Origin of the sequence: Streptomyces sp. NPDC051109, from assembly GCF_044455885.1 — a bacterium.
Lineage (GTDB): Bacteria > Actinomycetota > Actinomycetes > Streptomycetales > Streptomycetaceae > Streptomyces.
Genome location: NZ_JBITFF010000038.1, coordinates 24,667 through 38,185, shown reverse-complemented (window position 1 = coordinate 38,185; position 13,519 = coordinate 24,667). Strand labels below are relative to the sequence as shown.

The 13,519-nt window shown below is 73.3% G+C and carries 14 protein-coding genes; 11 read left to right on the top strand and 3 right to left on the bottom strand.

From position 1 onward, the window contains the following. Window positions 1-769 precede the first annotated feature (769 nt). The 7 genes from ACIBAD_RS35970 (at window position 770) to ACIBAD_RS35940 (ending at window position 7,421) form a co-directional block, all read left to right on the top strand. Window positions 770-1,906, top strand: a complete 1,137-nt coding sequence (locus ACIBAD_RS35970) for a segregation/condensation protein A (RefSeq protein WP_398911171.1) — start codon at window positions 770-772, stop codon at window positions 1,904-1,906. Continuing rightward, window positions 1,903-2,523, top strand: a complete 621-nt coding sequence (gene scpB / locus ACIBAD_RS35965; RefSeq protein WP_398911169.1) for an SMC-Scp complex subunit ScpB — start codon at window positions 1,903-1,905, stop codon at window positions 2,521-2,523. Before ACIBAD_RS35970 ends, scpB begins: the two co-directional genes overlap by 4 nt. Beyond that, on the top strand, window positions 2,523-3,839 hold the full coding sequence (locus ACIBAD_RS35960) for a pseudouridine synthase (protein WP_398911166.1): 1,317 nt from the start codon (window positions 2,523-2,525) through the stop codon (window positions 3,837-3,839). Before scpB ends, ACIBAD_RS35960 begins: the two co-directional genes overlap by 1 nt. Window positions 3,840-3,965: 126 nt before the next feature. Then, a complete protein-coding gene (pnuC, locus tag ACIBAD_RS35955) occupies window positions 3,966-4,562 on the top strand; it encodes a nicotinamide riboside transporter PnuC (RefSeq protein WP_398911164.1) in 597 nt (198 codons plus the stop codon). After that, window positions 4,559-5,638: an AAA family ATPase gene (locus tag ACIBAD_RS35950; protein WP_398911162.1), complete on the top strand. Its 1,080-nt coding sequence runs from the start codon at window positions 4,559-4,561 to the stop codon at window positions 5,636-5,638. Before pnuC ends, ACIBAD_RS35950 begins: the two co-directional genes overlap by 4 nt. Further along, the gene (locus ACIBAD_RS35945) at window positions 5,635-6,396 is read left to right on the top strand and encodes an NUDIX hydrolase (protein WP_398911160.1); all 762 of its coding nucleotides are present in this window, start codon (window positions 5,635-5,637) and stop codon (window positions 6,394-6,396) included. Before ACIBAD_RS35950 ends, ACIBAD_RS35945 begins: the two co-directional genes overlap by 4 nt. Then, a complete protein-coding gene (locus tag ACIBAD_RS35940) occupies window positions 6,393-7,421 on the top strand; it encodes an ADP-ribosylglycohydrolase family protein (protein WP_166682150.1) in 1,029 nt (342 codons plus the stop codon). Before ACIBAD_RS35945 ends, ACIBAD_RS35940 begins: the two co-directional genes overlap by 4 nt. A gap of 193 nt (window positions 7,422-7,614) precedes the next feature. Here ACIBAD_RS35940 and ACIBAD_RS35935 read toward each other — a convergent pair whose 3' ends face one another. The 3 genes from ACIBAD_RS35935 to ACIBAD_RS35925 form a co-directional block, all read right to left on the bottom strand. Further along, entirely contained in the window at window positions 7,615-8,322 is a 708-nt protein-coding gene (locus ACIBAD_RS35935; protein WP_398911158.1) for a DNA polymerase beta superfamily protein, read from the bottom strand. Window positions 8,323-8,350: 28 nt separating this feature from the next. Next, entirely contained in the window at window positions 8,351-8,815 is a 465-nt protein-coding gene (locus ACIBAD_RS35930; RefSeq protein ID WP_398911157.1) for a Rieske (2Fe-2S) protein, read from the bottom strand. An 88-nt stretch (window positions 8,816-8,903) separates the two neighbouring features. Then, on the bottom strand, window positions 8,904-9,245 hold the full coding sequence (locus ACIBAD_RS35925) for a DUF952 domain-containing protein (protein ID WP_134074843.1): 342 nt from the start codon (window positions 9,243-9,245) through the stop codon (window positions 8,904-8,906). 191 nt (window positions 9,246-9,436) lie between these two features. Between ACIBAD_RS35925 and ACIBAD_RS35920 the strand changes: the two genes are divergently transcribed. From ACIBAD_RS35920 to der, 4 genes are all read left to right on the top strand, one after another. Further along, entirely contained in the window at window positions 9,437-10,525 is a 1,089-nt protein-coding gene (locus ACIBAD_RS35920; protein ID WP_398911156.1) for a prephenate dehydrogenase, read from the top strand. A 115-nt stretch (window positions 10,526-10,640) separates the two neighbouring features. Continuing rightward, complete coding sequence (cmk, locus tag ACIBAD_RS35915; protein ID WP_134074842.1) at window positions 10,641-11,333, top strand: (d)CMP kinase; 693 nt, start codon at window positions 10,641-10,643, stop codon at window positions 11,331-11,333. A 56-nt stretch (window positions 11,334-11,389) separates the two neighbouring features. Further along, window positions 11,390-11,977: a lysophospholipid acyltransferase family protein gene (locus ACIBAD_RS35910; protein ID WP_398911175.1), complete on the top strand. Its 588-nt coding sequence runs from the start codon at window positions 11,390-11,392 to the stop codon at window positions 11,975-11,977. 75 nt (window positions 11,978-12,052) lie between these two features. Next, window positions 12,053-13,513: a ribosome biogenesis GTPase Der gene (gene der, locus ACIBAD_RS35905; protein WP_134074840.1), complete on the top strand. Its 1,461-nt coding sequence runs from the start codon at window positions 12,053-12,055 to the stop codon at window positions 13,511-13,513. Window positions 13,514-13,519 lie beyond the last annotated feature (6 nt).

Here is a 13,519-nt window from a genome sequence, read left to right as displayed (position 1 = left end):
GGCTGGTGCCGACCTCGCGGGGATTTCGGGCCCGGTGGACGCTCATACCCGTGGTGTGACGGTGGCTGGTGCCGACCTCGCGGGGATTTCGGGCCCGGTGGACGCTCATACCCGTGGTGTGACGGTGGCTGGTGCCGACCTCGCGGGGATTTCGGGCCGGTAGACCCTCGTACCCGTGGTGACCGGTGGCACAGGCGGCAGGCGGGCCCGTGACGAGCGGTCGGAAGGCGGGGAGGGCGGGCCATCGGGCCTGCCTCCACCGCACCCCGGCGGGGATTTCAAGCTCCCGCTCCGACGGCTCCTGCCCACTGCCCCGCCGATTGCCCTCGAACCTCCCCCCGGGGGCTGCTGCCCCGGCCCCGTCGGTCGACGTCCCGGCCCCCCGGTGGCTGCCGCCCCGGCTCCGTCGGTCGACGTCCCGCCCCCCGGTGGCTGCCGCCTCGGCTCCGTCGGTCGACGTCCGGCCCCGCCCCGGCTGCTGCCCCCGCGTCTCCCCCCGTCGACGTCCCGGCCCCGCCCGGCCGCTGCCGCCCCCGCCTCCGCCGGTCGACGTCCCGGCTCCGCCCGGCCGCTGCCGCCCCCGCCTCCGCCGGTCGACCTCCCGGCTCCGCCCCGGCCGCCGCCCCCCGCCTCCCCCCGTCGACCTGCCCCGCCCGTCCCGGGGCTTTCCTTCCCCGGGCGGGTCCGGGGGAGGGAGCTGGGTGGGGCGTGGCAGCCTTGGGGGTGGCCCCGGCCGACCGACACCCCTTCCGTACCGCCTTGGACCCTGATGCCCCTTCCCGCAGATCCCGGCCGCCCCGCCCGCCGCAGTCTGGGGCGCGGACCCGGCGCACGGGCCGAGTCCGCGCCCCGAGAGGCTCACGTGCCCCCTGAGGGGCCTGTGGCGGGCGGACCGGGCGGGGACCCCGATCGGCCCCCCGCGGCCGCTGACGCGCTCGCTGAGCCCCGTACGACCGCCCCGGATGACCCGGTGGCCATGGTGGGAACCGAGGCCGGCCAGGAGAGCGTGGAGGAGCCCCCCGAGGCTCCTGTGGCAGCTGGGGTGTCCGAAGTCGGTCCCGGCGAAGTGGGTCCCGCCGCAATCGACCCCGCCCAAGGCGGTCCCGAAGCCGGCGGGCGGTTCACGCTGCGGCTGGCCAACTTCGAGGGGCCCTTCGACCTGCTGCTCCAGTTGATCTCGCGGCACAAGCTCGACGTCACCGAGGTGGCCCTGTCCAAGGTCACCGACGAGTTCATGGCGCACATCCGCGCCATGGGCCCCGACTGGGACCTCGACCAGACCACCGAGTTCCTCGTGGTCGCCGCCACCCTCCTCGATCTGAAGGCCGCCCGCCTGCTGCCCGCCGCCGAGGTCGAGGACGAGGCCGACCTCGCCCTGCTCGAGGCCCGCGACCTGCTCTTCGCCCGGCTGCTCCAGTACCGCGCGTACAAACGGATCGCCGAGATCTTCGAGCAGCGGGCCGAGGCCGAGGGCCGCCGCTACCCCCGTACCGTCGGCCTTGAGGACCACCACGCCGAGCTCCTCCCCGAAGTCGTCATCAGCATCGGCGCCGAGGGATTCGCCCGGCTGGCGGTCAAGGCCATGCAGCCCAAGGCCAAGCCGCAGGTCTACGTGGACCACATCCACGCCCCGCTCGTCAGCGTGCGGGAGCAGGCCGCGGTGGTGGTCGCGCTGCTCAAGGTGCGCGGCGAGGCAACCTTCCAGGAGCTGACCGAGGACGCCGACGACACCCTCACCGTCGTCGCGCGCTTCCTGGCCCTCCTGGAGCTTTACCGGGAGAGGGCGGTGGTCCTCGACCAGGAGGAGGCCCTGCGGAAGCTCACCGTCCGCTGGTGCGGCGGGGACGGCGACGGGATGCCGACCGTCACCGACGAATTCGACCGGATCGTGGAGGTCAAGGAATGAGCGACGTGGCCGGGCCCGCGCTGAAGCCCGCCCTGGAGGCCGTCCTCATGGTCGTGGACGAGCCGGCGACCGAGGCGCACCTCGCCAAGGTGCTGGACCGCACCCCGCGCGAGGTCGCGGACGCCCTGCGCGAGCTGGCGGACGAGTACACCGTCCAGGGGCGCGGCTTCGAGCTGCGGCCGGTCGCCGGCGGCTGGCGGTTCTACAGCCGGGCGGAGTACTCGAACGCCGTCGAGCGCTTCGTACTGGACGGCCAGCAGGCCCGGCTGACCCAGGCGGCCCTGGAGACCCTGGCGGTGGTCGCGTACCGCCAGCCGGTGAGCCGTTCGCGGGTCTCGGCGGTCCGCGGAGTGAACTGCGACGGGGTCATGCGGACCCTGCTCCAGCGGGGTCTGGTGGCCGAGGCGGGCACGGAACCCGAAACAGGTGCGATCCTGTACAGGACGACGAACTACTTTCTGGAGCGGATGGGCCTGCGCGGCCTGGACGAGCTCCCGGAGCTCGCGCCCTTCCTCCCCGAGGCGGACGCGATCGAAGCCGATACGCAAGAGGGTGTTCCGTCGTTCGATCCGGATGCACCGGATACCGATGAAGACGACAAGACGACGGAACTTTGATGCGAAGCAGCGGCAACGGCAACGGTGGCGGCAACAGGAACAGCGGCGGCGGTGGTGGCGGGCGCGGTAACACCCGCGGCGGCTCCTCCTCCGGCGGCGGTGGCTACCGCGGCGGCAGCTCCAGCGGTGGGGGCGGCCAGCGCGGCGGCTCCGGCGGCGGTGGCTACCGCGGCGGCGGCTACGGCGGTGGCGGCTACGGCGGCGGCTCCGGCTCGGGCGCCCCGCGCGACCGGGACCGCGACCAGGCCCCGCAGCGGCCCCGCAACCCCCGCCCCGAGGAGCGCCGCTACGACGTCGGCCCCGAGGGCGAGCGCAGCCGCGGCGGCGCCAAGGCCGGCGGCGGCGGTGCCCGCGGCGCGGGCGACGGCAACCGTGGCGGTGCCCGCGGTGACGCGGCGCGCGGCGGCGCCAAGGGCGGTCCCCGCACCTCCAAGACCCCCGGCATCGGCGGAGCCGGCGGCCCGCGCCGCGGCCCCGGCAGCCGCAGCGGCCAGTCCCGCCCCCGCGAGCTGGACGCGCGGATCGAGGAGCGCGTGCGCGACCGGTACGCCGACAAGCCCGTGATCAAGACCCCGAAGACCTTCCCGGGCGCCGAGCAGGAAGGCGAGCGCCTGCAGAAGGTGCTCGCCCGTGCCGGCATGGGCTCGCGCCGCGCGTGCGAGGAGCTCATCGAGCAGGCCCGCGTCGAGGTCAACGGCGAGATCGTGCTGGAGCAGGGCAAGCGCGTCCAGCCGAAGGACGAGATCAAGGTGGACGGCCTGACCGTCGCCACCCAGTCGTACCTGTTCTTCGCGCTGAACAAGCCCGCCGGTGTCGTCTCCACGATGGAGGACCCGGACGGCCGCCAGTGCCTCGGGGACTACGTCACCAACCGTGAGACCCGGCTCTTCCACGTCGGCCGGCTCGACACGGAGACGGAGGGCATCATCCTGCTCACCAACCACGGCGAGCTGGCCCACCGCCTCACGCACCCGAAGTACGGCGTGAAGAAGACGTACGTCGCGGCCATCACCGGCTCGCTGCCGCGCGACATCGGCAAGCGGCTCAAGGACGGCATCGAGCTGGAGGACGGGTACGCCCGCGCCGACAACTTCCGCGTCCTGGACCAGGTCGGCAAGAACTACATGGTCGAGGTGACCCTCCACGAGGGCCGCAAGCACATCGTCCGCCGCATGCTGGCCGAGGCGGGCTTCCCCGTCGACAAGCTCGTCCGGACCTCCTTCGGCCCGATCGAGCTGGGCGACCAGAAGTCCGGCTGGCTGCGCCGCCTGACCAACACCGAGGTCGGCATGCTCATGCGCGAGGTCGGTCTGTAGCCCCTGCGCGCCCGAGAGGCGAAAGCCCGCAGTGCCCCCGTGGCACTGCGGGCTTTTCGCTTGTCAGGGACCCGCCCTCCTGTTTATAGTCAACTTGACTATTAAAGAACGAGGGGGGCGGCCGTCATGGGCTGGACCGAAATCCTGGGCTTCGCCACCGGGGCCCTGTGCGTCTGGCTCGTCGCCCGGCAGCACGTCGCGAACTGGCCCATCGGCATCGCGAACAACATCTTCTTCATCGTGCTCTTCGCCCAGTCCGGCCTGTACGCCGACGCCGGGCTCCAGATCGTCTTCATCGCCCTCGCCGCGTACGGCTGGTGGTCCTGGACCCACGGGGGTGGACCAGGAACCGCCGAGGCCCTGCCGGTGCGCCGCACCACGCGCACCGAATGGGCCGTGCTGGCCGCGGCGGGGGCGGTGGGGGTGCTCGGGCTCACGCTCCTGCTGAGCCGGGTCTCCGACTCCACCGTCCCGTTCTGGGACGCGCTGACCACCGGGCTCTCGCTCATGGCCACGTACGGCCAGTGCCGCAAGCTCGTCGAGTCGTGGTGGCTGTGGATCGCCGCCGACCTCGTCTACATCCCGCTCTACGCGTACAAGGGGCTCTACCTGACCTCGGTCCTGTACGCCGGGTTCCTCGCGCTCTGCGTGGTCGGCCTGCTCGGCTGGCGGCGGGCGCTGCCCGCGCGGCCCGCCCGTACGGCGGCGGGGGCGACGGCATGAGGCGGTACGCCCACGGGCTGGTCCTCGGCAAGTTCTACCCGCCGCACGCCGGGCACCACCACCTCGTGCGCACCGCCGAGGAGCAGTGCGAGCGGCTGACCGTGCTGGTGTGCGCGGCCTCGGTGGAGTCGGTGCCGCTCGCCGACCGGGTGGCGTGGATGCGCGAGGCGCACCCGGGAGCGGATGTCGTCGGCGCGGTCGACGACATCCCGGTCGACCTGCACGACCCGGCCGTCTGGGAGGCGCATATGGCGGTCTTCCGGGCCGCGGTGCCGGGGCGCGTCGACGGCGTCTTCACTTCGGAGGAGTACGGGACGGAGCTCGCCCGGCGGTTCGGGGCCGAGGAGGTCTGCGTGGACCCGGGGCGTACCCGCTTCCCCGTCTCCGGTACGGCGGTACGGGCGGACCCGGTCGGGAACTGGGAGTTCCTGGGGCCGGGCGTACGGGCCGCCCTGGCCCGGCGGATCGTCGTACTCGGCGCCGAGTCGACCGGTACGACCACCCTGTCGCTGGCGCTCGCGGCGCACTACCGGGCGCGCGGCGGGGTCTGGGCCGGGACGGGCTGGGTCGCGGAGTACGGGCGCACGTACAGCGAGGAGAAGCTGGCGGCGGCGCGGGCGGCGGACCCGGCGGCCACCTGGGAGGACGTGTCCTTCCAGTCGGAGGAGTTCGCGGTGATCGCGCGGCGCCAGGACGCGGAGGAGGAGCGGGCGGCGCGGTCGGGTTCGCCGGTGCTGATCTGCGACACCGACTCCTTCGCGACCGGCATCTGGCACGAGCGGTACACGGGAGGGCGGAACGAGGAGGTCGAGAAGATCGCCGCCCTGACGCCCCGGGACCTGTACCTCCTCACGGACCATGCGGACGTGCCCTTCGAGGACGACGGGCTGCGCGACGGCGAGCACCTGAGGCCGTGGATGACGGACCGCTTCCGCGAGGAACTCGCGCGCACCGGCAGGCGTTTCCTGATCGTGCGCGGGGACCGCGAGGAGCGGCTGGCGCAGGCCGTCGCGGCGGTCGACGAACTGCTGGCCGAGGGCCGGCACTTCGCGGACCCGCTGCCGGAGAACCGATGACGACGGCCTACGACCCGCACGCGTTCGAACCCTTCGCGGTGACGGTCGACCTGGCGGTGTTCACCGTACGGGGCGGGTCGCTCCACGTCCTGCTGATCCGGCGGGGCCAGGAACCGTACGCGGGAGCCTGGGCGCTGCCCGGCGGCTTCCTGCTGCCCAGGGAGTCCGCGGAGACGGCGGCCCGCCGGGAACTGGCCGAGGAGACCGGCCTGTCGGAGGCGGTCGTCGCCGCGCTCCACCTGGAGCAGCTGCGCACGTACAGCGAACCGGACCGCGATCCCCGGATGCGGGTCGTCTCGGTGGCCTTCACCGCCCTGGTCCCGGACATGCCGGAGCCGGCGGCGCACGGCGGCGGCGACGCGGACCGGGCGCGCTGGGTGCCGGTGGGGGAGGCCGGGGAGGCCGGGGAGGCCGGAGAGACTGCGGAGGACCTGGCATTCGACCACGCGCTGATCCTTGCGGACGCCCGGTCCCGGGTCGGCGCGAAGCTCGAGTACACCTGCCTGGCCACGGGGTTCTGCCCGCCCGAATTCACGCTCGGGGAGCTCCAGGCCGTCTACGAGACCGTCTGGGGCACCGCCCTGGACCGCCCCAATTTCCGCCGCAAGGTCCTGGCGACGCCCGGCTTCGTCGAGGCCGTGCCGGGAGCCGCCCGGCTGACCGGAGGCCGCGGCAAACCGGCCGCGCTGTACCGGGCGGGCCCGGCGACCGCCTTGCACCCGCCGCTGCTCCGCCCCACGGAAGGACACCGGAAATGAGTCTGACCCCGACTTCGAAGAAGCGGCCGGCGACGGGGGCCCTGATCGGCCTCGCCCTCGGAGATGCGCTGGGCTTCCCGACGGAGTTCAACGACGTCCCGTCGATCCTGGCGAAGACCGGTCCGTGGCGCGAGATGCGGCTGCCGAGCCCGGCGATCGTCACGGACGACACCCAGATGACGCTGGCCCTGGCCCGCGGCATACGGACGGCGATGGACCGCGGCAGGGTGGGCCCGCTGCGCCTGGCCCGCCCGGTCCGGGAGGAGTTCGTGGACTGGTACCACTCCCCGGAGAACAACCGCGCCCCGGGCAACACCTGCCTGCGCGCGTGCCGACTGCTGGATTCCCCGGACCGGGACTGGCGGGACGCGAGCCAGATCGCCTCGAAGGGCTGCGGGGCGAACATGCGGGTGGTCCCGGTGGGCCTGGTGCCCGGCTGGACGGAGGAGGAGCGCGCCGGCGCGGCCCAGCTCCAGTCGGCCCTGACCCACGGCCACCCCACGGCCCTGGCCGCCTCGGACCTCACGGCCCGGGCGGTGCACCTCCTCGCGCAGGGCACCGAGGTGACGGGCCTGGTCGGCCAACTCCGCTCGTACGCCCTGGACAACCGCACGCACTACCACGAGCGCTGGCTGGGCGACTTGTGGATGCGCACGGCGTCGGACGCGACGCCGGAGTCCTTCATCGCCCGTGGCTGGGACGAATGCCTGTCGGTCCTGGACCGCCTGACGGCGGCCCTGCGGACCCCGTCCCCGGAAACGGACCCGTGCCTGACGACGGGCGACGGCTGGGTCGCGGAAGAGGCCCTGGCCACGGCCCTCCAGTGCTTCCTCCTCTTCCCGGATGCCCCCCTGACGGCCCTGCGCCGCGCAGCCTGCACGAGGGGCGACTCGGACTCGATCGCCTGCCTGGCCGGCGCCTTCGCCGGCGCCCACCTGGGCCCGGACGTCTGGCCCGGCGACTGGGAGTCCCGCATCGAGTACCGGGACGAACTCCTGGCCTTCGGCGCCCTCTGGGATGCTTGATCCATGCTGGATGCACTGACCCGGCCGACCTGATCGAGGCCAAGGTCGCGGCCGAGCACGGCCCGGCCGCCTGGCACGGACGGATCCCGCGTCCAATAGGACTTCGAGGCGTTGCACGCTGTCCTGGAGGCGGCGCAGGCCGCCTCCGCACTGCCGACGCAGGTGTCGGCGTACGACGCGCTCGACGACCTCGTCAGACGGCTGACATCCGGCGGCTGCGGAGGAGGAAGTCCTCCACTCGGGCCAGGTCGGGTTCCGGGGGCAGTGGGGTGGTGGCCAGGGCCGTTTCCGATTGCATCGTCAGGCGGGTCATCCACGTGTCGACCTCGGGCCAGGTGAGTTCGCCGCGTTTGACCGCCAGGAGGCGGTCGCGGTGCTCGGTGGCGTCGATCGCCAGGCGGCCCGTGCGCAGGAGGTCGCGGCACGACAGGAGCAGGCGCAGCAGGTGCATGGCGTGCTTCCAGCGCGGGGCGCCGTGGACGCGGACGTCCGCGACGAGTTTGGCGTGCTGGGACGCCGCGTACCGGGTGAACGTGGTGTGGGCCCGGCGGGAGAGGAACGCCTCCCGGAGGGAGAGGAGTTCCTCGCCCACCGGGGTCAGCCGTTCCACCAGCGGGGAGTGCAGGCACTCCAGGATGTTCGGGTTGGCGCGCAGGGCGAGTTCGCAGAAGCGCTCCAGCTCCCAGGAGAACTCCTCCTCCCGCGGGCCCTCCACATGCGTCGGCGGCTTCTCGAAGCGCCAGAAGAGAGGCGTCGGGGCGAGGTAGACGCCGCGCCGGTCGGTGTCGCTCGCCTCCGTCGCCAGGCCGAACGCCCGGGAGCCCATCACGCACGCGTAGATCGTGTGGTCGCGTACCAGGGTGAGGTTCAGGGCTTCCGCGGGCGTCGTCGGCTCGTTCATCCGGGGAGCGTAGGCGGGCGCGGCCGCGCTACGCGAGCGAGATATTGCCGTCCGGGGCCACCGTGATCTTCTTCTCAGCCAGGGGGCGGGTGGCCGGGCCGTGGGCCACGGCGCCGTCCGTGATCTCGAACTTGCTGCCGTGGCAGGGGCAGTCGATGGTTCCTGCCTCCACCTTGTTCACGATGCAGCCCTGGTGCGTGCACACCGCCGTGAAGCAGCGGAAGGACCCGGCCGTGGGCTGGGTGACGACCAGCTTCTCCTCCTTGAGGATCGTGCCGCCGCCCACCGGTACGGCAGAGGACTTCAGCAGGGCCTTGCCCGCACCCGTCCCGGACGAGGGGGACTGCGCCGCCTGAGGGGTGGAGGCGCTGCCCGGCTCGCTCTTCGGGTTCTCGTCCTCGCCGCCGCACGCGGTGAGCGTGCCGCCGCCCAGCGCGACGGCTGCTCCTGCCGCCAGTACCGTACGGCGGGCCGTCGGCGTGGGGTCGCTCATGGGGTGCTCCTCGATCGGGTCGCTCCGGGATGGCGAGCAGCATCCTGGCGGCTTCGGGGCCCCAGGAGAAGCCCCCGCGCCGCGCGGCTCAGGAGCCCGGCTCCCACGGGACCAGTTCCGCCGGCCCGCCCGGCGTACGCACGAGCTCCCAGAGGCGGACCACGGCCGCCCGGTCCAGCGGGCCGTGGACGTGCGGGTAGCGGCCGCCCGATTCCCCCTCGCGGCGGACCTCCGAGGTCAGGGCCCGCTCGTCGAGCTCGACGGCCAGCAGCGGCCCCGGCACGTCGCGGTAGTGCGCGTCCGCGATCGCGATCACGGTCGGGCGGTCCGCCGAACAGTGCACGAAGCCCTCCGAGTCGAGCGAGGAGGGGGCGTACGGAAGCTCTGGCGCGGCGGTCCAGTCGGCGAGCGGCACGATGTGGAAGATCATGTCGATTGTTCTACCGCAAGGTCTGCCGAACGCGTGCACCCGGGAGCCGCGCCGGCCGGGGTCCGGTGGTCGTCCCACATGACGGGCTGCCGGGCCCTCTCGGCGCGTGCGCTGGCTACTCTGGCCCTGACTTGCCGTTAACCGTCACCTGCTGTTCGTTGCCCCGCCACCCGCATCCCTGGAGCGCCCCCGTGAGAACCGCCGTCGTGATCGGAACCGGACTGATCGGCACCTCCGCGGCGCTCGCCCTGACCGCCCGCGGGATCACCGTCCACCTCGCCGACCACGATCCGGCCCAGGCCCGTACGGCCGCCGCCCTCGGCGCCGGCACCGACGAGGCCCCCGAGGGCCAGGTCGACCTCGCGATCGTCGCCGTACCGCCGGCCCACGTGGCGGCTTCGCTGGCCGACGCGATCGGCCGCGGCGTGGCCCGGGCGTACGTGGACGTGGCCAGCGTCAAGGGCGGCCCGCGCCGGGAGCTCGCGGCCCTCGGCGTGGACGTCACGGCGTACATCGGGACCCACCCCATGGCCGGCAAGGAGCGCTCGGGCCCGCTCGCCGCGACCGCCGACCTCTTCGAGGGCCGGCCCTGGGTGCTGACCCCGACCCGGGACACCGACCACGAGGTCCTCAACCTCGCGCTCGAACTGGTGGCCCTGTGCAAGGCCGTACCGGTGGTCATGGACGCCGACGCGCACGACCGGGCGGTGGCGCTGGTCTCGCACACCCCGCAGCTGGTGTCCAGCATGGTCGCGGCGCGCCTGGAGGAGGCCGACGAGACGGCGGTGCGGCTGTGCGGCCAGGGCATCCGGGACGTGACGCGGATCGCCGCCTCCGATCCGCGGATGTGGGTGGAGATCCTCTCGGCGAACCCCGGCCCCGTGGCCGACGTCCTCGCCGGGATCGCCTCCGACCTGGAGGCCACGGTCGACGCGCTGCGCGGGCTCCAGTCGGCGGACGTCGAGAAGCGGCGCGGCGGCGCGGCCGGCATCGAGGACGTCCTGAAGCGGGGCAACGCGGGCCGGGTCCGGGTACCGGGCAAGCACGGTGCGGCGCCCATGGCGTACGAGACGGTCGCCGTGCTGATCAGCGACCAGCCGGGCGAGCTCGCGCGGATCTTCGCCGACGCCGGGCGGGCCGGGGTCAACATCGAGGACGTGCGGATCGAGCACGCCACCGGCCAGCAGGCCGGTCTGGTCCAGCTCATGGTCGACCCGAGGGCGGCCGCAGCCCTCACCGCGGAGCTGCGCGAACGCGGCTGGGCGCTGCGCCAGCAGTAGCCGGCGGCCCTCCTCCCCGGTACTGGGCGGCGCCCGTTCCCCGGGCCGGTAACCTTGGAGAGGGGCGCTTTGGCGCGCCCGGACACGTACGCGCAACCAGGAAGGTGCCCGCACCGTGGAAACCGCCGCTCCGTCCGCCGTGATCGTCGCCATCGACGGTCCCTCCGGCACGGGCAAGTCCAGCACCTCCAAGGCCGTGGCCGCCAAGCTCGGGCTGCGCTACCTGGACACCGGTGCCCAGTACCGGGCCATCACCTGGTGGATGATCACCAACGGGATCGACACCGACGACCCCCACGCCATCGCCGTGGCCGCCGGCAAGCCCGGCATCGTCTCCGGAACGGACCCGGCCGCGCCCTCCATCACGGTGGACGGCCTGGACGCCTCCGGTCCGATCCGCACCCAGGAGGTCACCTCCAAGGTCAGCGCCGTCAGCGCCGTCCCCGAGGTGCGCACCCTGATCACCGAGCTCCAGCGCAGCATCGCCGCGTCGGCCGAGGGCGGGATCGTCGTCGAGGGGCGGGACATCGGAACCACCGTCCTGCCCGACGCCGACCTCAAGATCTTCCTGACCGCGTCCCCCGAGGCCCGCGCCGCGCGCCGCAGCGGTGAGCTGCGCGGCAAGGAGGCCACGGACCTCGCGGCCACCAAGGAAGCCCTGATCAAGCGCGACGCCGCCGACTCGGGCCGCAAGACCTCCCCGCTGGCCAAGGCCGACGACGCCGTCGAGGTCGACACCACCGAGCTCACGCTCGACCAGGTGATCGAGTGCGTCGTGACCCTGGTCGAAGAGCGGCGCGGCAGGTGAGCGCAACGCCCTCCCTCAAGGGTGCGGCGCTCGGCCGGCGGATCGGCATCGGCCTCATGTACGGGCTGTGGAAGCCGCGCGTGCTGGGTGCCTGGCGCGTGCCCGCCTCGGGGCCTGTCATCCTTGCCGTGAACCACGCGCACAACATCGACGGGCCGATGGTCATGGGCACCGCCCCGCGGCCGCTGCACTTCCTCATCAAGAAGGAGGCGTACGTCGGCCCGCTCGGCCCGTTCCTGGACGGGATCGGCCAGGTCAAGGTCGACCGTACGGGCACGGACCGGGGCGCGATCGGCAAGGCGCTCGCGGTGCTCGACAACGGCGGAGCCCTGGGGATCTTCCCCGAGGGCACCCGGGGCGAGGGCGACTTCGCCTCGCTGCGCGCCGGGCTCGCGTACTTCGCGGTGCGCAGCGGCGCGCCCGTCGTGCCGGTCGCCGTGCTCGGCAGCACCGAGCGCCAAGGGCGGCTGGTCCGCGGACTGCCGCCGTTCAAGAGCCGGGTCGACGTCGTCTTCGGCTCCGCCTTCGACGCGGGCGACGGCACCGGCCGCCGTACCCGTACGGCCCTGGACGAGGCCACCGCACGCATCCAGAGCAGGCTCACCGCCCACCTGGCCGACGCCAAGCGCCTGACCGGGCGCTGAGCGAGACTTGACCTAGTAGTGGAACCGCGCTGCGCGGGCACCACCGACCACCACGAACGACGAGGAACGGACTTCATGAACGACCAGCACGACCACGGAGCGCTTGGCGATGCCGAGTACGCGGAGTTCATGGAGCTCGCCGCGGAGGAAGGCTTCGACGTAGACGACGTCGAGGGCGCGATCGCGGAGGCGGGCCACGGGCCGCTGCCCGTGCTCGCCGTCGTAGGCCGCCCGAACGTCGGCAAGTCGACCCTGGTGAACCGCATCATCGGCCGCCGCGAGGCGGTCGTCGAGGACAAGCCCGGCGTCACCCGCGACCGCGTCACCTACGAGGCGGAGTGGGCCGGCCGCCGGTTCAAGGTCGTCGACACCGGCGGCTGGGAGCAGGACGTCCTCGGCATCGACGCCGCCGTCGCCGCCCAGGCCGAGTACGCCATCGAGACGGCCGACGCGGTCGTCTTCGTCGTCGACGCCAAGGTCGGCGCCACCGACAGCGACGAGGCCGTCGTCAAGCTGCTGCGTCGGGCCGGCAAGCCCGTCGTCCTGTGTGCGAACAAGGTCGACGGCCAGAGCGGCGAGTCCGACGCCGCCTCCCTGTGGTCCCTGGGCCTCGGCCAGCCGCACCCGGTCTCCTCGCTGCACGGCCGCGGTACGGGCGACATGCTCGACGCCGTCCTGGAGGCGCTGCCCGAGGCGCCCGAGCAGACCTTCGGCGGCACCCCGGTGGGCGGCCCCCGGCGCATCGCGCTCATCGGCCGTCCGAACGTCGGCAAGTCCTCGCTGCTCAACAAGGTCGCGAAGGAGGACCGGGTCGTCGTCAACGAGCTGGCCGGCACCACCCGCGACCCGGTCGACGAGCTGATCGAGCTCGGCGGCGTCACCTGGAAGTTCGTGGACACCGCGGGCATCCGCAAGAAGGTGCACCTCCAGCAGGGCGCCGACTACTACGCCTCCCTGCGCACGGCCGCCGCCGTCGAGAAGGCGGAGGTCGCGGTCATCCTGATCGACACCACCGAGACGATCAGCGTCCAGGACCAGCGCATCATCACCATGGCCGTCGAGGCCGGGCGCGCGATCGTGATCGCGTACAACAAGTGGGACGAGCTCGACGAGGAGCGCCGCTACTACCTCGAGCGCGAGATCGAGACCGAGATGCAGCAGGTCGCCTGGGCGCCCCGGGTGAACGTCTCGGCGCTCACCGGCCGCCACATGGAGAAGCTGGTCCCGGCGATCGAGACGGCCCTGGCGGGCTGGGAGACGCGCGTCCCGACCGGCCGGCTGAACGCCTTCCTCGGCGAGGTCGTCGCGGCCCACCCGCACCCGATCCGCGGCGGCAAGCAGCCCCGCATCCTGTTCGGCACCCAGGCGGGCAGCAAGCCGCCGCGGTTCGTCCTCTTCGCCTCCGGCTTCCTGGAGCACGGCTACCGGCGCTTCATCGAGCGCCGCCTGCGCGAGGAGTTCGGCTTCGAGGGGACCCCGATCCACATCTCCGTGCGGGTGCGCGAGAAGCGCGGCGCGCAGTACAAGAAGAAGTAGGCAGGG